The following is a 20,145-nucleotide window of genomic DNA, read 5'->3' as shown; positions in this document are numbered from 1 at the left end:
ATTATCTCTTTAATATATTTACATTAAATGAAGTATTCGAAATCAGTTTAAACTTTACAATATAAACTCCTGTAGGATAATTTGATATATCATAACTTACACTAGTGTCCTTTTTTGTGATTATTGATGATTTAACTAAAGCTCCTGTCATACTAAACACTTCCACTTCAGCTATCTTACCTTGTATTTCCTTTTCAAAAACTACATTAAATACTCCGTCTGTAGGATTAGGATACACTATAACATGTTTCTTAATTTCCTCTATTGATAAATTATCTAAAGTCATTTGGTCATGTAATTGAGTATTTTTCATCGCCATAGCACTTGCCTTACTAGCTACATTGCAAGGTTTTGCACCTATCATATTACCTGATGTATCATACACAAAACATATTTGCTCTTTATTAAAAGTTCCCTTTGGGGTTTGCTGTATTTTGGGGATTGATGTTTTGGTTATATAATTAACTAACTCTTGAACATGCATTCCCCAATCAATATTTGCAATATTAATCCTAAAACCATTGGCTAAAGGTGTGTCTAAAATAGAGCGTATCTTTGGTAAATAACCAGAAGTAAACGGAGTCGCTTTTATCTCACTATATTTTTTATCAGCAACCAATTGAAGTGAGTTATGAGCATAGAAATTTCTATCACCTAAAACTTTATAATTCGTATCTTGATAAGCGTTACTCCATGGACTTCTTTGGGAAGTTGTTGGTTTAAACAACCAAGAAACCTGATCTACTTTTATTAAGTTTTTAGAACGATAACCAAATTTAGGATCTTTAAAATCTAAATCTAAAAACTTACTTGAATAAAGAGTTAATACTTCACCTGTATTATTAAGTATAATAGCATCTTGATAAATTATTTTAGACTCTTTCCCTTTAGTTGTAGGAAAAAAAATAGGAAAATAATTACCTATATCAGGTTTATTTTTCAAATCTCTATAAGCTAAGACTAAAAAATCTCCAGACTTAATAACTATATTTTTAGGAAATTCAAAAGCCCCCTCATCATCCATTAAAACCCAACCATCCATTGATATATCACTTGTTGTGTAATTATACAATTCAATAAACTCTCCTAAATGATGTGCTTTTTGTTTATATTTAATTGTTTTTTTTCCATTTTCTGTAACTCTTATAAGATCGAATTCTTCATCGAAAGGAGTATCGTAATAAACCTCTGTAATAGCTATTTGACCAAAAGTCTTATTAATAGTAAAAAGAAGAATTACAAAAGTTATGATAGAAAGAAAAGTAATTTTTCTCATGACTATTATGAATTTAAAAGTTTATCTCTTAATTGTAGTATACTCTTATCCTGTTCTGTATCTGATATTCTGAACTCAGAGAGTGCTTCAATAAGACTTAATAATTGATTATCATTATCTTGCTCTAGTAAATCTGATTTCAAAACAAGATTTAATGTCATAATCGAATAATGTCTCATTTTTTTATTCTCAAAATAATAGACACATTCACGTATGAATCTATCTACTTTATAAGCTTTACTTATTCCAACTAGCTCACCACCTACCTCCAACAACTTTTGTTCAGGTGATTGATTAGAAAGAACACTTAATCTAATTTCTCTGAATTTAATTTCATATTTCTCCCTATTTAGTCTACCAGAATCCTTTAATTTTTCTATTAGGTCAGCAATCTCTGAATAATTCTTTTTATTGTTTACTTCAACTCGCTTAAGTAACACATCTATTAATGAAAGTTTTGCCCAAAAAGAATTTTGATGCTTTTGATTTTCTCTTTCAATTGTTTCTAATAAATCAAACCTCTTATTTTTTTTAAGAGTTATTCGAACCAATTTAAGCCCATCAATATCTTTAGGATTTCTTGTATAGTATTGAACAGCTTGCTCTACTGAATCTTTAAACTTTTTCTCCTTTTGTAGAGTTCTAATGTATCTTTTCTCTGTAATTAATTGATCCTTTTTTCTATCTAGATTAGACATTCTTTTTTTTATTTTAGATAGTTGCTTCCTAAGCTGAGTACTATCTAATGCTGCTATCTCCTGTCTTCTTTGAATCCTTAAGTCTTTTGTTCTTTGTTTGATTTGCTTGTTAACCCTACAATCACTAGAAAAAAAGCCTAAAGAACTAAGTTCTTCTAACTTGTCTAATTGAATGCTTATTTGATTATTATCTTGATCTAGTTCTTTTGCAGATTCTAAAAACATTTTTATAGATTTCAACAAATCTTTGGGATTATTATATGGCGTAGGAAGGTCTTTTAAAACACTTTTATTTCCAGATAAAACTCTATAGTATTCTTTTGCTAATCTCTCTTTTAATAGAGCATGATTAGTTAAATTTTCAGCTCCTTGGCGATACATTTCAATAACCTTACGATTATCTTGCCCTTCTTGTAAAATAAGCTTTCGCTTACCATTATATGCCCTTATTTCAGATGGAGTGTCCTCTAAAATTTGATCATATATCGTATAAACATTAGAAACACCACTATTAGGACTAGAAAAAAACATACGCCTAGACATAAGATTCCTAGCTTTAGTACTCTCTAAACGTTTATTTCTTAAATCAGCAGCTTGTTTAAGTAGAAGATTAATATTTAAACTATTTGAAGTTTGGTAGAGCCTTGCATCTGTTAAAGTTGCAGACCTTAAAAAGTTAATTCCTAAAAAAAAAAGGAACTTGTTAGTAAGAATTTCTTTCTATTCATAATATGAAAGATTGTATAAAATAATAAAAAAAAGAGGAAGGTGGGGTTCGAACCCACATGGATTTCACACCTATATATGCAATGAATTATCTAATTTATTCGACTTCCTCTTTGTGTACAGCAAATATAGATTGACTTTTTTACATACAAATGACCGAAACACGTACTTTATAAAAATAGAAGCTTTTAACTTCATATTTGTTAAAATACAAAAAATCAATATAAGTTTACACTCCAAACAATCTAAAAATCTTACATATTCTCCAAAAAAAGACTTAACATCTATATATAACACCACTATTTAACAGTTTAAAACAACATTACATATATTAATCAATACACTACTTTTTAAAATATTCAAAAATAAAAAATGTATATCCATTATTTGTCATGAGCGGTAATATTGGTAATAATAAACCTATCAAAGAGCTTTTTCCAAAGTAACTTCTATTAATTTTATAAACGAATTCATCTAAGTACGCTTGAAGATTTAGCATTAATATTGGTATAGATTTACGTTTTGTATAGGACAAGCAAAAATATACTTTTCAAGATTAATTAATTACTTATCCTATGCAATACGACAGGTACTTCATTAATTTACTATTGCTAAAAAAACAGGTTGAATTAGATAACTTAGAGATATAGAATATGTTGTAAAAACCACTTGTTTTTTCATTGAGAATTATTCAACAAAAACAGTAATGCTTTCACTTTAATCTGTTAAAAAAACATAGTTGATTTTCGTTTGAATTATTTTGAAAAAAGTGTTGTGTAAAAGCAAGCAAAATCGGCGTAAACCCCTATGAATGCTAGGATCTGAATTATTGTATCGGAAAGTAAAAAAATAAAAGCGTTATATATCCTATAACGCTTTTATACCTTTTGTAATTCAAACATCATGCTGATCTGTTTATCTTTTAAGAAAGAAGGAGCAAATCGAAAAGCCATATTTCGAACAGAAGTGATGAGTGGATTACTAAACTGGGATACTTGTCCCATACGCCAACTATCACGAACAATCTGAATTACTTTCTCACGGCGAATAGAAGTAAATTTATGAAAGGCTTCAACTAAAGAATGCTTCTCTAATAGTTTGCTGATAATATATACATCCTCTATCGCTTGACAAGCACCTTGTCCAAGATTCGGTGTAGTAGCATGTGCAGCATCTCCTATTATACACACTTTATTCTTAGACCACTCCTGGATAAGAGGCAAATCATATATCTTATTTAAAAAGATATCAGCCTCAGCAGTCTGCATAATCATATCCTTAACTAACGGACTACAATCTTTAATAAGAACAGAAAGGTCTTGATTTTTAAGATACTTATCCTCATTGACTAGAAAATACCAATACACCTGTTTTCCTTCAAGTTTGACAAAGCCAAAGCGTTCTCCCCTTCCCCATCCTTCTAATGCAATATGGTCGTAATCCGTAGATAAATCAATATCTAATACACCACGCCAACATACCTGTTTAGCATCTCTCAAAGGATAATCACCAAATATATTTTGTCTTACTTGAGAGCGAAGACCATCAGCACCTACTACATATTCATGAGTTGCAGTACTTCCATCTGTAAACCGAAGTGTATAAAGTCCTCCTTCATCCAAACTAATATCTTCTAAGCGCTTATTTAATACAATATGCTCCATTCCCACCTCTTCTAACAAAACATGGTGCAAATCGCTTCTATGTATTGCAATATTAACCAACTGATATTTCTGTTCAAAAGCAATCAAATCTGATTGTGTCAGTATATTCAAATTCATATCCGTTAATCTCACTTTAGAAATACGCGTACCTTTCTGAGTTAATTGATCAGACACTCCTAAGTGTCTATAAACCTGCATGGCATTATTAGCGATAGCGATACCCGCTCCTACAGGCTTAATTCTCTCTGTAGACTCGTAGATAACAAAGGGAATATTAGCCTTTTTAAAAGCTATCCCCATAGTCAGTCCAGCTATACCTGCTCCTACTATTGCTACTTTCATATCTTCCATAGTTGCTTATACTTTATCTAACGAATATACAGAAACACTACTTAATTACCTCTATATACCACCTTAAAAAACAAAAGCACTGAGTTATTTCAGTGCTTTTATATATCATCTACATTTAATTCTTTTTCTCTGGTTGTTCCTTCACATACTTTGGTGGAACTGTAGAGTCTTCTCCATCTACTACACGATTTATACTATAGTGAGGAGCGACCATCTCAATATTATTTTCTGCAAAAACATCTTGTGCATGTTGACGCAAATCAGAATATACCTTTGCTGATAACTTCGCCTCTTTGATATACACATTCAATTGATAATCAACATAAAAATCCCTAAACTGATCTTGCAAGATAAATGGTTTTTGGCGTTTTAACACATGCTCTGTTCTATTTGCTACCTCATATAACATTTCATGAACCTTTTGCCATGGTACATGATAACCAGCCCCTATTGTCAAATAAAGAATCAACCCATGCTCTTTAGCTGACTGCGTATAGTTAACCGTTTGAGCAGACATAATATTAGAGTTCGGAATTGTGATTACCTCATTCTTAGGAGTCTTGATTCTTGTCACTAATGCTGTCTTTTCTAATACATCCCCAGTGAACTCACCCAACTTAATTCTATCCCCTAATTTAAAAGGTCTCATATAAGTAATCACTAGACCTGCAACTAAGTTTCCTATAACAGAAGTAGACCCTAGAGATAACATAATACCAGCAAATACAGACACCCCTTGGAATATCTGAGAGTCAGAATTTGGCAGATAAGGGAATATCAGGATAAACATAAAAATAAACAACAGTCCACTAATCAGATTATAAGTCGGAAAAGCCCAATCAGGATAAAACCCTTTTATCGTAATCTTATTAGTAGCTATCTTTTCTGCTAAAGATCTAACGAACTTCTGCACATACTTAAATATTGCAACAATAACGATAATAGTAAACAGTTTTGGCATATAAGCCTTAACACTCTTTCCTACTGCCTTTAGAGGAGTTAATACATATTCTAACAATTGATCAGAAATATGTTTGGTATACGGGAATAACTTAAATACTGCTAACAGACCAATATATAAGAAAATCAACACTACAATTAGCTTAATAACTTTCGCTATTGAGATAGTCGTTAGCATTGCTCTTTGGTCATCTATGATACCAAATATTCCTTTTATTTTCTTACCTCTCTGTCTCCAGATAGCTACTTTGCAACGTCTATATACATATCGTATCCCTTTAAGAATAAAATACTCTACAATGATAATAGCTATTGTCCCCGCTACTTGTATTAAGATTTGCTGCCAACTAGTATTGTGTTGTTGTAATTCTACAGCAGAGATAATCTGCTTTTTATAGTACTGCGCAGCTTCTAATTTACTTTTGCTTTCTTGGGCTGCTTGTATACTATCCACACTCATCAGAATCTCATTTTGATACATCAGATTAAGATAGTTTCCAGTATCAGCTAATTTGATAGAATCTCCTTCGAATAAATAATCTTCAGCTAACATAGCGATCTTTCCTTCTATTGATTTAGCACGTTGCTTAGAAGTAAAAGAACCTATATTACCATAAACATTAAATAAAGTATCATTAAAGTTAATCACTGGTGTTTTCTCCATCACTACGACAACAGTACGAACAGTCTCGACTGGTTCAGGAGTTTTAGAAGAGGGCTTCTTATTTTTAGCCCAAGTAGACCCACCCATAATAAGGGCTGTCAATAGTATAAACAAGCGAATGTTCATCATATAAAATCGCATAAAAACAATCTATAAAAGTTAAAGTAAATTTAACTTTTAAAATAACAAAAACTATACCGTAGCGAAAATATTGTTTTCTTTATTTTAATAACAAAAAGAGTACTCCTAACAAAAAAGTTAACTGAACAAAAAAAGGATGCTCTACAGCATCCTTACTAGTATATCTATCTACACTTATTTATTCTTTTTTCTCTTTAGAAATTAATTTGACTAACACATATTCAAAATTAGTATCCATCAACTCTTTATTATGAGTTCTTGTAATATCTAATACGTACATATATCCTTCTTCATATTTAAATCCTTCTATAGATGGTGTATAATCTAAAATCTCACCAGACATGGTATATAATATTAAATGCTCCACATCTTGCCCTTTAAAAGGCTCTATAGGTTTCATCATAGTATAAGATTCTACTTTTACACGTTTATTCTCTCTTGTGATAGATGAATTATCATCATTGCTACAAGCAGCCAAAAAGCTCATCAATAAAGTACATATCGCAAAATACTGTACTATTTTCTTTAATTTCATTTTTTAATAATTAGTTGATTGGGTTTCGGCTAAAATAAACAATTTACTAAAGAATAGGATTCCTTATTTTTACACAGCATAATTCAGAATAACAATGGAGTTCGAACAACAGTATAGCCTAGACAAACATATAAAAGAGTACCAAAGTGGAAAGAAATCTAAATACATCTTCTTTTGGGGACATCAGAAAAGCAAAAGTGGAGAGATTACAGCAGCGTGCTTTAGCCAATGGTGGCCTAGTCGATTTGAGGTCAATGGACAGTCTTATGCTTCGACAGAACATTGGATGATGGCACAAAAAGCATTGTTGTTCAATGATCAAGAAATCTATAAACGCATTATGAATGCCAAAAGTCCTATGGAGATGAAAGCCCTAGGAAGAGAAGTACGAGGTTTTCGAGAAGATATTTGGGTAACTAATCGTTATCGTATCGTGGTAGAAGGTAACTATCATAAATTCAGTCAAAACAAAGAACTTCAAACCTTTCTAATCAATACTAAAAAAAGAGTATTAGTAGAAGCTAGTCCAGTAGATTCCATATGGGGAGTAGGTTTAGCAGCGGATAATGAAAAAATAAATATTCCTGTCAAATGGAATGGACTAAACTTACTCGGTTTTGCCTTAATGGAAGTAAGAGAAATGATAATGAGTAAATAAAATAACAAAGGATGCTGTATAGCATCCTTTGTTATTAATATCTCCACGCTAAAATGCGGCTTATCTTATTTCCTTGTTCCATATTTATAATACGAACCTCTTTAGTTTCACTTCGTTTTAATAATGACTGTAGAGGTTTAAGGTTATCTTTATTAGACACTAAAGTGGTGAACCATACTGCCTGTCTTTTAAAATGCTTACTCTCATAAATGTAATTAGTGATAAAGGCAAGTTCTCCACCATCACACCACAACTCGTTGTTCTGCCCACTGAAGTTCTGTACTGGTTTACCCACCACTTCTTTACCTAGGTTTCTCAACTTCTGTGTAGTCTTAGCCAACACCTCAGCTCTTGACTTAAAGAAAGGAGGGTTACATATCACTACATCGAAGTATTCCTTCTCTCCTATTATATTCTTTAATATATTTCGCTTAGTAGGTTGCTGACGGATACTGATATGACTCTTTAGATGAGGGTTGTTCTCTACGATATGACTAGCCGTCTTCACAGACACTACATCTACTTCAGACCCCACAAATTCCCATCCATACTCAGCCACCCCTATAATAGGATATATCACATTAGCTCCTATTCCTAGATCTAATATCTTCACTCCCTTACCTATAGGTACTTTTCCATTGTTTCCCTCTGCTAGTAGATCTGCTATATAGTGGATATAATCAGCTCTTCCTGGGATAGGAGGACATAGATTCGTCTTAGGCATCTCCCAATACGTCATCTTATAGTCCTTCATCAGAATAGCTTTATTCAATAAAACAACTGCTTCAGGTTTTGCAAAATCAATTGTATCTATCCCTGACGGATTCTTGATAATAAAAGTTGCCAACTCAGGCACCACTTGTTTTAACTTATCAAAGTCATATAAATCCTGATGTTTATTACGTGGGTGTAGTTTCTTCTGCGTTTTCTTTGCTTCTTTCATTATCTTGATATTTCATGCAAAATTAGGGTATTTAAGTGGGTTCTACTACATAAAATCTCAATACTCTAAACTTTATTAAACTTGTCATTTTAGCTTTCTTCATTCTCTTTGGTACAGTCTCTATTGTTCTTCCTTTTTCTAAACTAACTATATCGTAAAAACACTATAATCTTTTATAAACATAAAAACTATGTATTAATAACATTAAACCAATAACATAGCATTATTACATAAATTTTATTCAATTTAGTTAGTTATTTCTAACAAATGACTTTAATTTTACCCTTCATTTAAATTAGTAAAGATTATGAAAGTCGGAATAGATAGTATTGCATACTTTATCCCTAAAATTCACTTACCTATAGAAACATTAGCTATCGAGCGAAATATCGAACCTTTAAAATTAACTAAGGGGCTTGGATTACAAAAGATGGCTTTATTAGATACTTACCAAGATGTAATCACAATGGCTGCTAATGCTGCGTATAGCTTACTAAAAGACAATCCTGCTATCGCTCCTCAAGACATTGCTAAAATATACGTAGGTACAGAGAGCGGATTAGACAACTCTAAACCTATTGCTTCTTATGCCTTAGGATTATTAGAGCAAATCTATGGACAAGGTACTTTTAAAAACTGTGATGCTGTAGATCATACTTTCGCTTGTATAGGTGCAGTAGATGCTATGCAGAATGCTATTGACTTCATAAAAGCTAATCCTACAAAAAAAGCTATTGTTATCGCAACAGACTACGCTAAGTATGACTTAGCTTCTACAGGAGAATACACACAAGGAGCTGGAGCTATTGCTTTATTAATTAGTGCTAATCCACGTATGCTAGCTTTCACAGGGCAGACTGGAGTAGCTACAGAAAGTGTATTTGACTTCTTTAAACCGCATCGTTCGATAGAGAAACAAAGCATTACAGGAAGCTCTACTAATGAGGCATGGCATGGTATAGAAGAAGCTGAAATTTCTATACACAAAGATCAACCTGTATTCGAAGGACAATACTCTAACGAATGCTATATCAATAGAATCACAGAAGCGTACACTCACTTCAAAGAGTTAAACAATAAAAAAGACAAGAAAGTATACCAAGATTGGAAAGCTGTCTTAATGCATTTACCTTATTGCTTCCAAGGACGTAGAACTTTCCATGAAATAGTATTACAAGAGAATCCTGAACTAGTAGATAAAACAGCTGCTGATGCAAAAGACCAAATCAAAGCATTTGCTAAGTCAGAAGCGTATATGGAATTAGTGAATAATAAGATTGCTCCATCAGAGATAGCTTCTGGTGAAGTAGGTAATATCTATACAGGATCTATATTCTTAGGTTTGTTATCGACCCTATCTCATTTTAACGATACAAAAGAAAGTTTAGTAGATACTACACTAGGATTTATTGCTTATGGTTCAGGGTCTAAATCTAAAGTATTCGAAGCTGAGGTACAGAGTACATGGCAAGAAGGTATGCCTAAAGTATCTATCTTCGAAACTTTAAAACAATCTACAGCGATAGACTTCGATACTTACATTGCCCTTCATAAGAAAGAGCAAAAAACACCCGTACTGCCTGCTAATAATGAATTTATAATAGACTATATCGAGTCGTCAATACCTCATCTAATAGGAGCACGCTACTATAAGTTTGTAAAATAATATGATAACAAATGACTTTCATTGTTAATGAAAGTCATTTTTATTTTAACCCAAAATCGCAAATGACTTTACAGTATTTGGTTAATGCGATTGGGTTTACTCCCACTCCGCTATAGTTGTAATACCACTCTGAGCGATATCTCCTAACTTTACTTTAATCTTAGCATCCAAAGGTAATAGTAGATCAACTCTAGAGCCGAACTTAATAAATCCCATTTCCTCACTTTGTTTAGCGATCTTACCTATCGTAAGATAATTGACAATACGGTTGGCTAAGGCACCTGCTATCTGTTTAGCCAAGACCTCTCTTCCACTCTTATGCTTATACACCACAGTATGACGTTCATTAGCTGTTGAAGACTTCGGATGCCAAGCCACTAGGTGTTTCCCTTTGTGGTACATACTATATAACACCTCCCCTTCTATTGGGTTTCTATTGACATGTACATTCAATACACTCATAAAAATAGAAACTTGAATACGCTTATCTTTAAAATACTCATCTGCTTCTACTTCTTCTATTACAACCACTTTTCCATCACAAGGAGCTAAGACCAAATTGTCGTCTTGTATCAACACTCTCGACGGGATTCTAAAGAAAGAAATAACCAATGTTATAAGAATTAATGTGACTATAAAAATAACTAATTGCAGAAACCAAAAACGAGGACTAATCAATTCATAAGACAGTATATTAATCATAATAAAAGTACAGACCCCTATCAGGATAGACCCTTTCCCTTCTTTGTGTATTTTCATAAGTATATTGATTTTTAGAATTGATATAATTATTTTTTTTATAAAAAGTACTTGACTACCCAACACTGTAGTCAAGTACATAACTTCACTTGCGATTAGTAATAATAAAGTTGTAAAGAAAAAGATGAGATAGTTATCCCTTTAAAAAAATCATCTTATTTATGCTAGTAAACTGTTTTTAAATAAATACACCTTCATTCCACAAGTAAAATTCAATAATCAGAGAACTAGTATTGTACTAGTCACAACATAACTAATTCACTAATTGACAAAACATGTTCTATTATTGAGTTGAGGTTCTGACTGGATTCGAACCAATCTAATGACTATTGCGTAGTCATGCCTATCCTCTCGGCCACAGAACCTTTTGTTTAACCTCTTATATTGAGGTTCCGACTGGATTCGAACCAATCTAATGACTATTGCGTAGTCATGCCTATCCTCTCGGCCACAGAACCTTTTGTTTATCCTCTTATATTGAGGTTCTGACTGGATTCGAACCAATCTAATGACTATTGCGTAGTCATGCCTATCCTCTCGGCCACAGAACCTTTTGTTTATCGTCTTATATTGAGGTTCCGACTGGATTCGAACCAATCTAATGACCATTGCGTAGTCATGCCTATCCTCTCGGCCACAGAACCTTTGATACTATCTAAGTATTTTATTTTCTCTTTAATTTTTCAACTACTCCTAATACTCCTTCAATTATAAATACTAATTCTTCGTCAGTCAACTCCGTATGTATAGGTAATGACAACACCCTAGAAGTTAAATATTCGGTATTAGGTAGATTATACTCTCTATCCTTTAATCCTTTAAACATCTCTTGTTCATGACAAGGTACAGGATAGTATATCATACTAGGAATACCTAACCTTGCTAATTCTTCATGAACCTCATCTCTATTCACCCCTTCTAGAATCATCGTATATTGATGAAAAACATGGTGACTATAATCTGGTACATAAGGGGTAATGATATTAGAACTCGCCTTAAAAGCTTGGTTATAATAAGCAGCTACTTCTCTCCTTTTATTGCAGTAGTCATCTAGATACTTTAATTTCACATTTAGAACTGCTGCCTGAATAGAGTCTAAACGACTATTCACCCCTACTATTTCATGATAATAACGTCTCTCTGATCCATGATTACAAATCTTACGCATAGTATGAGCTAAAGAATCATCATTAGTCATAATCACTCCACCATCACCGTAAGCACCTAAGTTTTTAGAAGGGAAAAAAGAAATACAACTGATTGTTCCCATTGTTCCTGTTTTATAAGAAGTATTTTCTTTTTTATAACTTCCTCCTATACTCTGAGCGTTATCCTCTATCACCGCAAGATTATACTTATCTGCTATCGGCATAATCTCTCCCATATTAGAACATTGGCCATACAGATGAACAGGTATAATAGCTTTCGTTCTCTCAGTTATCGCTCCTTCCAAGCTCTCTTTATTGATGGTAAATGTATCTTTATCTACATCTACGAATACTGGTGTTAATCCTAATAGAGCAACTACTTCTACCGTTGCAACAAAAGTAAAAGAAGGTGTTATTACTTCGTCACCAGGCTTTAACCCTAATGCCATCAGGGCGATTTGTAATGCATCTGTACCATTAGCACACGGGATTACATGCTTCACACCTGTATAAGTTGCCAGATTATCTGTAAACTCTTTCACAGCTGGGCCATTGATAAAAGTACTAGTTCTAATCACTTGCTCAATTCCCTTATCTATCTCTCCCTTTATTTTTTCATATTGACGTTGTAAGTCAACCATTTGTATAGCATTCATACTTATCTTCTTACAGCTCTTATCCTAATTTTCTTCATTAGGATTCTAAGTCTTATTCTGTGATACAAATGTATATTGATAATAACAGATCCACCTAGTCCAGTTTTTATAAATACTCCCTATATTCTATCTCTTTGTTTCTATAGAGTTTTAGGCTAGATGACCCGTCCTAAAAAAACTGTACAGTTTTTAAAACATTAAAAGATGGGAAGAGAACCAAAAAACAAAGAGCGTTATCATTTAAAATTCATAGAACAAATAGTTCAAGAAATAGAGAATGGAGCAAGTCAAAATTCGGTAATTCGCGAGTATAGCCTAAATAAATCTACGCTAAATCGTTGGGTTAAGAAATATGCAAGTCCCGAGTATCATGCTACACGTAAGAATAAAGTTTATTCAGAAAGCCTTAAACGTCAAGTAGTTCATAGTATTACAGAACACCATATGACAGCACAAGAAGCCTGTATAATGTATGGTGTAGAAAGTATAAGTACAATAAATAACTGGTTGTTAGTTAATTATAATAAAAACATAGATATTTGTAATGAAATTGTTATTCCGTCACTTATGGAAGAAAAAACATCCAATACAGAATCTTTAGAAATTAAAGCTTTAAAAAAGGCTTTATCAGAGGCACAATTTAAGATAGTAGCTTTAAATACATTGATAGATGTAGCAGAGAAAAGTTTGGATATTGATATCAGAAAAAAGTCTGGTTCCAAGCAGTTGAAGAAGTAAAACTCTTATACCCTAATAAGGGAATAAAAAAAATATGTCAACTGTTTGGTAAAACTCGAAGTGCTTATTATCAGTCAATAGACAGATACGCAAGTCAATCTATTAAAGATGAGATTATTCTTCAAGAAGTTTTAAATATTAGAGCTACTCTACCAAGAGTAGGTACTCGAAAACTTCAACATATGTTACAAGAACGCTTAGGTTCGCACAATATAAGCGTAGGAAGAGATTATCTGTTTGATTTATTAGACAGTCATAAAATGTTGGTTAGGCAACGAAGGCGCAAAGCATATACAACAGACTCCAGAGCTTGGAGAGGACAGTATTTAGACTTGTATAATGGAGTAAAAGTTACTAGACCAGAACAATTTTGGGTAAGTGACATCACCTATATCAGGTTAAATAATACTTGGGGCTATTTAAGTTTAATCACAGATGCTTATTCTCATAAAATAATGGGCTATAGTTTTAGTTTAGATTTAACTACTAATGGATGCTTACAAGCCTTGAAAATGGCATTAAAGAACAGGATTTATACAGAGAAACTTATTCATCATTCAGATCGAGGATGTCAATACTGCAGTAGTGTTTATACTAAAATACTGATAGAAAACAACATATCTATTAGTACAACACAAGGTGGTGAACCAAGAGATAATGCAATAGCTGAGCGTGTAAATGGTATAATTAAAGGTGAATTTGATTTAAACTATTCAAGTTTAGGTTATCAAAAAACGATTGATAAAATTAAGAATAGTATAGAAGCTTATAACCAAATTAGACCTCATGATAGTTGTGATAGGTTAACTCCAAATCAAGCTCATTTAAAGACAGGTATTCTAACTAAGAGATGGAAGAATTATTACAAGACTAATAAACAAAAACAACAACCTGTACAGTAATAAAAGGATTAATAAAAATCTGTACAGTATTAAGTAGGATTATTAACTATAACTGTACAGTTATAGTAGGACGAGACAAGGACGAGACAGGATAAGTCCGTAGTGAGTCCGTTATGAGTCCGTAGTAAGTCCGTTATTTTGTTTAAAATAACGGACTATGTACTGATTCATCTCTTTACCAATTCACTATTATACAAAACAATACTTCTGCAAAATACTAACAACACAGAATCATCGAATGACTACTGTCGACCTCATCTACTTAGCGTAAGCATCAATATTCTGATACTACACCACTTTACTTTACCTACTTCCTTACATAAAAACCTAATTTGATTACAATTCTTCAAAGCTTAATTACACTCTATCTCCTTCTCATTGGATAATAACAAATCTTTGTCTTGTTAATTCTAAATCTTTAATGATGGCTACTACCAACAATATAAGTTCTATTTGGGTGAATAATCGTGATAAAAGAACTCTACTAGATTTCTTTATGTTCTGGAAAAAAAGACCTTGTCCTCATGTGAAACTCCCTACTCCTCTACACCTGATAGAATCGTGTAAAGGGTTAGTGTTAAACAATGTGAAGGTCAAGTCCATTCTATTTTCTACAGATATTGCCTTAATAGAGAACAATGATGCAGATGCTATTCTTGCTGTGTACCCATTTGCTCCTTCACAGAACATTATTAAAACTCTAATTGAATTCTCTAAGAAACCTGTTATTTGTGGAATCGGTGGAGGTATTACCCAAGGGGACTTTGCCATTACAATGGCTAAAAAAGCAGAAGCTTTAGGCGCTGCTGCTGTCATAGTCAATCAGCCGTTTAAAAATGAAGATATCGCTGAGGTAAAGAAGCATATCAGTATACCTATCATATCTAGCGTATCAACGCTTAATTTTGATTTTAAATCACGTATTGAGGCAGGGGTTAGCTGTTTTAATGTGACAGGTGGACCAGATACTCTAAAAATAGTAGATTATATTAAAACGAACTACCCTAATATAGCTGTAATCTCTACTGGAGGGAAAACAAATGAATCACTTCAAAATATAGCACAAAAAAAGGTCAATGCCATCATTCTTACTCCACCATCTAATGGAGAGTTATTTCGCTCTATTATGGATGGTTATAGAGAACAGTGATTATTGTGATAGATGAAGTACATAGACCTGTTCTCCGTCTTTTACTACACCTGTATTGATAAAGCCACAAGAAGTATACAGTTGGATTGCTCTCACATTGCTCTCATCTAATCCGAGATAAAGCTCTTGGACATGCTCTCTAAGTCGCATTTGTTGTAAAAAAGCTTCAAACGCTTTCTTCCCATATCCCTTACCTTGATATTGGTAATCAATCATAAATCGCATGATCCAATAATTGTCATGGTCACGATCATAAGGTCCTGACATAATAAAACCTATTAACTCTTCATCGCTATAAATAGCTTGTGGCTCTAAATTAGGGTAAAACTTAGACTCTGCCATAGATACAGCATTGCCACAGATATACTCCTCATCGAAGGTAGGTTTACCGTCTTTATTAGTCGTTAGCAGGCCTACTTCATAGTAGTTATCTGCTGTTATTTCTCTTAATATGATTCGCATATATATGGTCTTCTATACTGTAATTATTCCTTCACTAAAGATGACAGCACAACTCTTAATAATCACTTTGTCCTCTGTCAATTCTACTTCCATACTTCCAGTTCTTTCAGAACACTGGAATGCTTTCAATACCTTTTTGTCTAATCGGATGTACCAATACGGTGCTAAAAAACTCTGAACAGCCCCAGTCACAGGATCTTCATCTGTACCTGACCATGGCCAGAAATATCTATACTCATAATCATATCCCTCTATACAAGAGCTCGCAGTGACTACCACTCCATTAATCCCTGTATCAATATTTCTTAATCTATTAAAATCAGGAGACAAGGCTGCTAGTTCTACACCATCTTGTATCTCTACCATAACGATATTATGTTCTTTATTATATCCACAGCTCAACACTTCTTTTATACCTAGTGCATCTACTACCTCTTTTGATAAAGTCGTGTTCTCTACCTCTAGAAGCGGAAAAGACATTTCTATATTCACTCCTTGCTTGCGCACTTCTACTGTATAGCCTGAGTGTGTATTAAATATGATCGTATGTAACTGCTCTTCTCCACTAAAAAGAGCCTTAGCAGAAGCCATAGTGGCATGTCCACACAATGGAATCTCCATCTTAGGAGAAAAATAACGAATGCTATACTTATTATCTGTAAGAGGCATTACAAATGCCGTCTCTGAAAAACCAAATTCTTTAGCGATAAGGATCATTTTTTCCTCAGAAATAGGCTGTTCTAATAAACATACTCCAGCTTGGTTTCCTTTAAAAAGTTCTGTTGTAAATGCGTCTACTATAAATGATTTTATTTTCATGAATATTGTACTTTCGATAATTAACTTAAAAAGAGGCAGTAGAGATAAAACGCTTCTCTAAGCTCCTTTCTCCAATAACGCTCATTATACAACGAAAGTATAAAGTTTCTATTATTCTATATACTAAAAGCTACTGAGTCAACTAAAAAGCTGATTCAATAAGCTTATTGAGTACCTCAAAAAGTCAAAAGTCAAGCAGAGATAACAGGAATAGTCTTGTTATAGAAACAAAGTTCATTAACCTCAACTCTTTCTATACTCATTAGGTGTCTGCCCGATATATCGTTTAAAGTATCTACAGAACAAGGATGCATCTGCAAATTCTAACTGATCACTAATCTGTTTAACAGATAGAGAAGTAGTGTTTAAATACTCTTTAGCTTTGTTTATAACTGTAAAACCTATCCATGACTTAACTGACTTACCCGTTCTCTTCTTGATTAGTGAACTTAGATATTGTGGTGTTAGGTGTAGATGTGTGGCATAAAAAGAAACATTGCGCTCTACCACTCCATATTCATCGAGAAGTTCAAAAAAACAATCCATAATATCATTGACTCTATTCTTCTGTAAGTTTTCTTTTAATGTCAAGGAATAATATGACTTTGACACTACTGTAATCAAGGAGTAAATAAGGTACTGTAGCATCTGTTCTAACAAGTAAGTCTTAGGTAGACTATACTGTTTTCTGATCAGTAAAGACAACTCTTCGATCAGTTCACTATCTTGTTTATTAGGATAAATAATAGGCGTATCTAGGACCTCTGTATTACTAATAAACTCAGGTAGTATAGTATACTTCTCTATAAAGTCATAGTCCATCACAAAAACTATTACTTCACAATCTTCACTATATGATATAGGTTCAATCCACATCTCTGGCAATATAGTAAGTGTAGCTCCTTTAGATACACTATACGGTAGATTATTAATCTTAAGATGTAACTCACCACTTTTACAGAATAATAAAGTCAACCCACCAAACTGATGTTTTAATTGAAAGTAGGAACTATACATAGGATCGGTAATATCCATAATCAATAATCCTCCCATACGGATAGGATAATCAACTTTATATTCTCTCTGAAAATCAGCAACCCTAAAGAAGTCCATTGTTTTTTCTTGTAAAAATATAAAACCAATAGGACTGTATCAGTTAAATAGAGAAGATAATTTATAGAATATTTAAAATGGAATATAAAAGCCTTAAAATGGAATATCACTACTCTACTTCGAAACTCTAATTTCGCTCCAAACAATAATATCGTACCGTATATCATGTCATCAATTACTAAACACACACGCAACAGAATGAGGCTCGCTATAGCGTTATTCTTTTTCGCTCATGGGCTAATACTGTCCTCTTGGGCGAGTAGAATCCCTTCTATCAAGACGTATCTAAGCATATCAGAAGCAGAACTAGGTACTTTATTACTCCTTATGCCTATTGGTCAGATAAGCACCATGCCTACAGCAGCCAAACTAGTGAACCGCCTTGGAAGTAAAAAAGTAGTTCAATACGGCTTTCTCTTCTATCCACTTATTTTACTACTTATAGGAGTATCAACTACCTATATACAACTAGCGGTTTGCTTATTTCTTTTTGGAGTAGCAGGTAATCTATGTAATATTTCTATCAACACTCAAGGTGTAGAACTAGAATCTATCATGAATAAGCCTATGATGTCTTCCTTTCATGGAGCGTGGAGTATATCAGGTTTTGCAGGGGCCTTATTAGGACTTCTTGTACTAAGTCTAAATATGACTACTTCTATTCACTTTCTTATTGTATTTGTTCTGATTCTTATTATTTGGTTGTTTAATACTAAACTGCTAATTCCTACTATCACCAATCAACAAAAAGACAAAGAAAAAGGCTCTATCTTTAAACACCTTGACAAAACACTAATCCAGTTAGGCATAATAGGCTTTATGAGCATGGCTATTGAAGGAGCTATGTTTGACTGGAGTGGCGTCTATTTTCAAGAGATAGTAAAAGCCCCAGAACAATTTGTTATTCTAGGATACACATCCTTTGTATTAATGATGGCAATAGGAAGGTTCTTAGGTGATTATCTTATTGTCAAATTAGGTAGAAAAAGAGTAGTTCAGCTCTCAGGCTTATTGATGAGTAGTGGCCTAATTATCGCAGTACTCTTTCCTAATCTCTGGGTATGTACACTTTCATTTATGATTGTAGGTTTAGGAGGTTCATGTAGTGTACCTACAGTATTTGGAGTAGCAGGTAAGCATGGCCAAGTAAGTCCTAGTATATCTTTGACCTTAATCTCTACAATCGCCTTTTTAGGCTTCTTGATAGGTCCGCCTGTTATTGGTTTTATAGCAGAGGTTTTTGACTTGAGGTATTCTTATTTATTATTCTCTGTATTTGGGATCATTATGGTCGTTCTAGCTAGTCGATCTAAAATTTTAAAAGATCATTAAAAGAAAAAATTACCAAGGGGTTATAAGAAACCTCCTTGGTGATTACTCCTCTTTATAAATCAAATTACGACTTTACTATTGATAATTTGTACTTTGCTATCACTCTCTAATCTTTTTAAGGTACGAATAACTGTTTCTACTCTTAACCCAGTCAAATCTGCAATTTGTTGCCTTGTCAGATCAATGGTCAGTGGACTAGATGTTTCTTCTACAGCTTGTTGATGAGACTTTAGATAGTTTAGCAATGTCATAATACGATTATCAGGGTCTTGTGAAGCGATATCAGGTGCCATAATAGACTTATAATATAAGCGTCTAGACAAGCTCTTATTCATAGCTAAAGACACCTCATTATTTTGTCTCATCATTTCATAAAAATCACCTTTAGGCAATTGAATAATCTTCGCATTACTCACAGCTATTGCATTGGCAGGATAGCGTTCTTCTATAAATAGAGGTGGCTCTCCGAAACTCTGTCCAGATGTAAAAATATTCTGTATAAACTCCCTCCCATCAGCACTAAAGTTATTCATCTTTACTTTACCTGAAACAACTTGATAATAGTGGCTAGGGTAATTCCCTTCTTGAAAGATAATTTCATTCTTCTTCACTTCTCTTATTTCAGCTCCATATTTCGTTAACAATTCTATCGTAATCATATTGCCTTTTAAATATCTACCTTATATACGTATATTGATATCCAAAGCTACTAATAAACTATAGATGCAAACGCTAAAAAAAAGCGAAAATACACTTAGTATTTTCGCTTAAAAAAATATAGACT

The 20,145-nt window shown here is 33.1% G+C and carries 18 protein-coding genes, 4 tRNA genes and 1 pseudogene; 6 read left to right on the top strand and 17 right to left on the bottom strand.

Annotation, left to right across the window (positions count from 1 at the left end; all coding sequences use genetic code 11):
- Window position 1: 1 nt before the first annotated feature.
- The 6 genes and pseudogenes from MPR_RS06365 to MPR_RS06345 all read right to left on the bottom strand — a co-directional run bounded on the left by MPR_RS06365 (window position 2) and on the right by MPR_RS06345 (window position 7,015).
- Window positions 2-1,276, bottom strand: coding sequence for a T9SS type A sorting domain-containing protein (locus MPR_RS06365; protein WP_041890413.1), 1,275 nt, complete (start codon window positions 1,274-1,276; stop codon window positions 2-4).
- Window positions 1,277-1,281: 5 nt separating this feature from the next.
- Window positions 1,282-2,517 (bottom strand): hypothetical protein, encoded by a 1,236-nt coding sequence (locus MPR_RS06360; protein WP_139177163.1) that lies wholly within the window; start codon window positions 2,515-2,517, stop codon window positions 1,282-1,284.
- 566 nt (window positions 2,518-3,083) lie between these two features.
- A pseudogene (locus tag MPR_RS19025) lies at window positions 3,084-3,190 on the bottom strand (IS1595 family transposase); the annotation flags it as partial.
- Between the two features lie 388 nt (window positions 3,191-3,578).
- The gene (locus MPR_RS06355) at window positions 3,579-4,706 is read right to left on the bottom strand and encodes an FAD-dependent monooxygenase (RefSeq protein ID WP_235280610.1); all 1,128 of its coding nucleotides are present in this window, start codon (window positions 4,704-4,706) and stop codon (window positions 3,579-3,581) included.
- 124 nt (window positions 4,707-4,830) lie between these two features.
- A complete protein-coding gene (locus MPR_RS06350; RefSeq protein WP_041890406.1) occupies window positions 4,831-6,480 on the bottom strand; it encodes a mechanosensitive ion channel family protein in 1,650 nt (549 codons plus the stop codon).
- Between the two features lie 178 nt (window positions 6,481-6,658).
- Complete coding sequence (locus MPR_RS06345) at window positions 6,659-7,015, bottom strand: DUF4377 domain-containing protein (RefSeq protein ID WP_041890403.1); 357 nt, start codon at window positions 7,013-7,015, stop codon at window positions 6,659-6,661.
- 94 nt (window positions 7,016-7,109) lie between these two features.
- Between MPR_RS06345 and ybiA the strand changes: the two genes are divergently transcribed.
- Window positions 7,110-7,673 (top strand): riboflavin biosynthesis intermediates N-glycosidase, encoded by a 564-nt coding sequence (gene ybiA / locus MPR_RS06340; protein ID WP_041890400.1) that lies wholly within the window; start codon window positions 7,110-7,112, stop codon window positions 7,671-7,673.
- Between the two features lie 34 nt (window positions 7,674-7,707).
- Here the strand turns inward: ybiA and rlmF are convergent, their stop codons facing one another.
- Window positions 7,708-8,616, bottom strand: coding sequence for a 23S rRNA (adenine(1618)-N(6))-methyltransferase RlmF (gene rlmF, locus MPR_RS06335; RefSeq protein WP_041890397.1), 909 nt, complete (start codon window positions 8,614-8,616; stop codon window positions 7,708-7,710).
- 307 nt (window positions 8,617-8,923) lie between these two features.
- On the opposite strand from rlmF, the gene MPR_RS06330 reads away from it, so the two are divergent.
- The gene (locus tag MPR_RS06330) at window positions 8,924-10,282 is read left to right on the top strand and encodes a hydroxymethylglutaryl-CoA synthase family protein (protein ID WP_041890394.1); all 1,359 of its coding nucleotides are present in this window, start codon (window positions 8,924-8,926) and stop codon (window positions 10,280-10,282) included.
- Between the two features lie 96 nt (window positions 10,283-10,378).
- Here MPR_RS06330 and MPR_RS06325 read toward each other — a convergent pair whose 3' ends face one another.
- From MPR_RS06325 to MPR_RS06320, 6 genes are all read right to left on the bottom strand, one after another.
- Complete coding sequence (locus MPR_RS06325; protein WP_041895226.1) at window positions 10,379-11,041, bottom strand: phosphatidylserine decarboxylase family protein; 663 nt, start codon at window positions 11,039-11,041, stop codon at window positions 10,379-10,381.
- A 294-nt stretch (window positions 11,042-11,335) separates the two neighbouring features.
- Window positions 11,336-11,406: transfer RNA gene (locus tag MPR_RS18635), tRNA-Cys, on the bottom strand.
- A 22-nt stretch (window positions 11,407-11,428) separates the two neighbouring features.
- Window positions 11,429-11,499: transfer RNA gene (locus MPR_RS18630), tRNA-Cys, on the bottom strand.
- Window positions 11,500-11,521: 22 nt separating this feature from the next.
- Window positions 11,522-11,592, bottom strand: a tRNA-Cys gene (locus MPR_RS18625).
- A gap of 22 nt (window positions 11,593-11,614) precedes the next feature.
- Window positions 11,615-11,685, bottom strand: a tRNA-Cys gene (locus MPR_RS18620).
- Window positions 11,686-11,705: 20 nt separating this feature from the next.
- Window positions 11,706-12,830: a DegT/DnrJ/EryC1/StrS family aminotransferase gene (locus tag MPR_RS06320; protein ID WP_041895223.1), complete on the bottom strand. Its 1,125-nt coding sequence runs from the start codon at window positions 12,828-12,830 to the stop codon at window positions 11,706-11,708.
- A 219-nt stretch (window positions 12,831-13,049) separates the two neighbouring features.
- On the opposite strand from MPR_RS06320, the gene MPR_RS18100 reads away from it, so the two are divergent.
- The 3 genes from MPR_RS18100 to MPR_RS06305 all read left to right on the top strand — a co-directional run bounded on the left by MPR_RS18100 (window position 13,050) and on the right by MPR_RS06305 (window position 15,635).
- Window positions 13,050-13,583 carry a transposase gene (locus MPR_RS18100; protein ID WP_052472632.1) on the top strand — a complete coding sequence of 178 codons (534 nt, stop codon included), beginning with the start codon at window positions 13,050-13,052 and terminating at the stop codon, window positions 13,581-13,583.
- 23 nt (window positions 13,584-13,606) lie between these two features.
- On the top strand, window positions 13,607-14,485 hold the full coding sequence (locus MPR_RS06310; RefSeq protein ID WP_041890391.1) for an IS3 family transposase: 879 nt from the start codon (window positions 13,607-13,609) through the stop codon (window positions 14,483-14,485).
- Between the two features lie 496 nt (window positions 14,486-14,981).
- Window positions 14,982-15,635 (top strand): hypothetical protein, encoded by a 654-nt coding sequence (locus MPR_RS06305; protein ID WP_235280599.1) that lies wholly within the window; start codon window positions 14,982-14,984, stop codon window positions 15,633-15,635.
- On the opposite strand, the gene MPR_RS06300 is transcribed toward MPR_RS06305, so the two are convergent.
- The 3 genes from MPR_RS06300 to MPR_RS18875 form a co-directional block, all read right to left on the bottom strand.
- Window positions 15,636-16,097 carry a GNAT family N-acetyltransferase gene (locus MPR_RS06300; RefSeq protein WP_041890387.1) on the bottom strand — a complete coding sequence of 154 codons (462 nt, stop codon included), beginning with the start codon at window positions 16,095-16,097 and terminating at the stop codon, window positions 15,636-15,638.
- Between the two features lie 12 nt (window positions 16,098-16,109).
- Window positions 16,110-16,916, bottom strand: coding sequence for a PhzF family phenazine biosynthesis protein (locus MPR_RS06295; protein WP_041890384.1), 807 nt, complete (start codon window positions 16,914-16,916; stop codon window positions 16,110-16,112).
- A 243-nt stretch (window positions 16,917-17,159) separates the two neighbouring features.
- Complete coding sequence (locus tag MPR_RS18875) at window positions 17,160-18,029, bottom strand: helix-turn-helix domain-containing protein (RefSeq protein WP_041890381.1); 870 nt, start codon at window positions 18,027-18,029, stop codon at window positions 17,160-17,162.
- A 198-nt stretch (window positions 18,030-18,227) separates the two neighbouring features.
- Here MPR_RS18875 and MPR_RS06285 point away from each other — a divergent pair, with 198 nt between their 5' ends.
- The gene (locus MPR_RS06285) at window positions 18,228-19,361 is read left to right on the top strand and encodes an MFS transporter (protein WP_041895219.1); all 1,134 of its coding nucleotides are present in this window, start codon (window positions 18,228-18,230) and stop codon (window positions 19,359-19,361) included.
- Between the two features lie 59 nt (window positions 19,362-19,420).
- Here the strand turns inward: MPR_RS06285 and MPR_RS06280 are convergent, their stop codons facing one another.
- Window positions 19,421-20,020 (bottom strand): Crp/Fnr family transcriptional regulator, encoded by a 600-nt coding sequence (locus tag MPR_RS06280; protein ID WP_041890378.1) that lies wholly within the window; start codon window positions 20,018-20,020, stop codon window positions 19,421-19,423.
- Window positions 20,021-20,145 lie beyond the last annotated feature (125 nt).

It is taken from the genome of Myroides profundi (assembly GCF_000833025.1).
Taxonomy (GTDB): domain Bacteria; phylum Bacteroidota; class Bacteroidia; order Flavobacteriales; family Flavobacteriaceae; genus Flavobacterium; species Flavobacterium profundi_A.
This window is presented reverse-complemented; position numbering and strand designations above follow the sequence as displayed.

Coding starts and splice junctions, on each gene's coding strand:
- MPR_RS06365 (WP_041890413.1), bottom strand. CDS start 1,276: ATGAGAAAAATTACTTTTCTTTCTATCATAACTTTTGTAATTCTTCTT.
- MPR_RS06360 (WP_139177163.1), bottom strand. CDS start 2,517: ATGTCTAGGCGTATGTTTTTTTCTAGTCCTAATAGTGGTGTTTCTAAT.
- MPR_RS06355 (WP_235280610.1), bottom strand. CDS start 4,706: ATGAAAGTAGCAATAGTAGGAGCAGGTATAGCTGGACTGACTATGGGG.
- MPR_RS06350 (WP_041890406.1), bottom strand. CDS start 6,480: ATGCGATTTTATATGATGAACATTCGCTTGTTTATACTATTGACAGCC.
- MPR_RS06345 (WP_041890403.1), bottom strand. CDS start 7,015: ATGAAATTAAAGAAAATAGTACAGTATTTTGCGATATGTACTTTATTG.
- ybiA (WP_041890400.1), top strand. CDS start 7,110: ATGGAGTTCGAACAACAGTATAGCCTAGACAAACATATAAAAGAGTAC.
- rlmF (WP_041890397.1), bottom strand. CDS start 8,616: ATGAAAGAAGCAAAGAAAACGCAGAAGAAACTACACCCACGTAATAAA.
- MPR_RS06330 (WP_041890394.1), top strand. CDS start 8,924: ATGAAAGTCGGAATAGATAGTATTGCATACTTTATCCCTAAAATTCAC.
- MPR_RS06325 (WP_041895226.1), bottom strand. CDS start 11,041: ATGAAAATACACAAAGAAGGGAAAGGGTCTATCCTGATAGGGGTCTGT.
- MPR_RS06320 (WP_041895223.1), bottom strand. CDS start 12,830: ATGGTTGACTTACAACGTCAATATGAAAAAATAAAGGGAGAGATAGAT.
- MPR_RS18100 (WP_052472632.1), top strand. CDS start 13,050: ATGGGAAGAGAACCAAAAAACAAAGAGCGTTATCATTTAAAATTCATA.
- MPR_RS06305 (WP_235280599.1), top strand. CDS start 14,982: ATGTTCTGGAAAAAAAGACCTTGTCCTCATGTGAAACTCCCTACTCCT.
- MPR_RS06300 (WP_041890387.1), bottom strand. CDS start 16,097: ATGCGAATCATATTAAGAGAAATAACAGCAGATAACTACTATGAAGTA.
- MPR_RS06295 (WP_041890384.1), bottom strand. CDS start 16,916: ATGAAAATAAAATCATTTATAGTAGACGCATTTACAACAGAACTTTTT.
- MPR_RS18875 (WP_041890381.1), bottom strand. CDS start 18,029: ATGGACTTCTTTAGGGTTGCTGATTTTCAGAGAGAATATAAAGTTGAT.
- MPR_RS06285 (WP_041895219.1), top strand. CDS start 18,228: ATGAGGCTCGCTATAGCGTTATTCTTTTTCGCTCATGGGCTAATACTG.
- MPR_RS06280 (WP_041890378.1), bottom strand. CDS start 20,020: ATGATTACGATAGAATTGTTAACGAAATATGGAGCTGAAATAAGAGAA.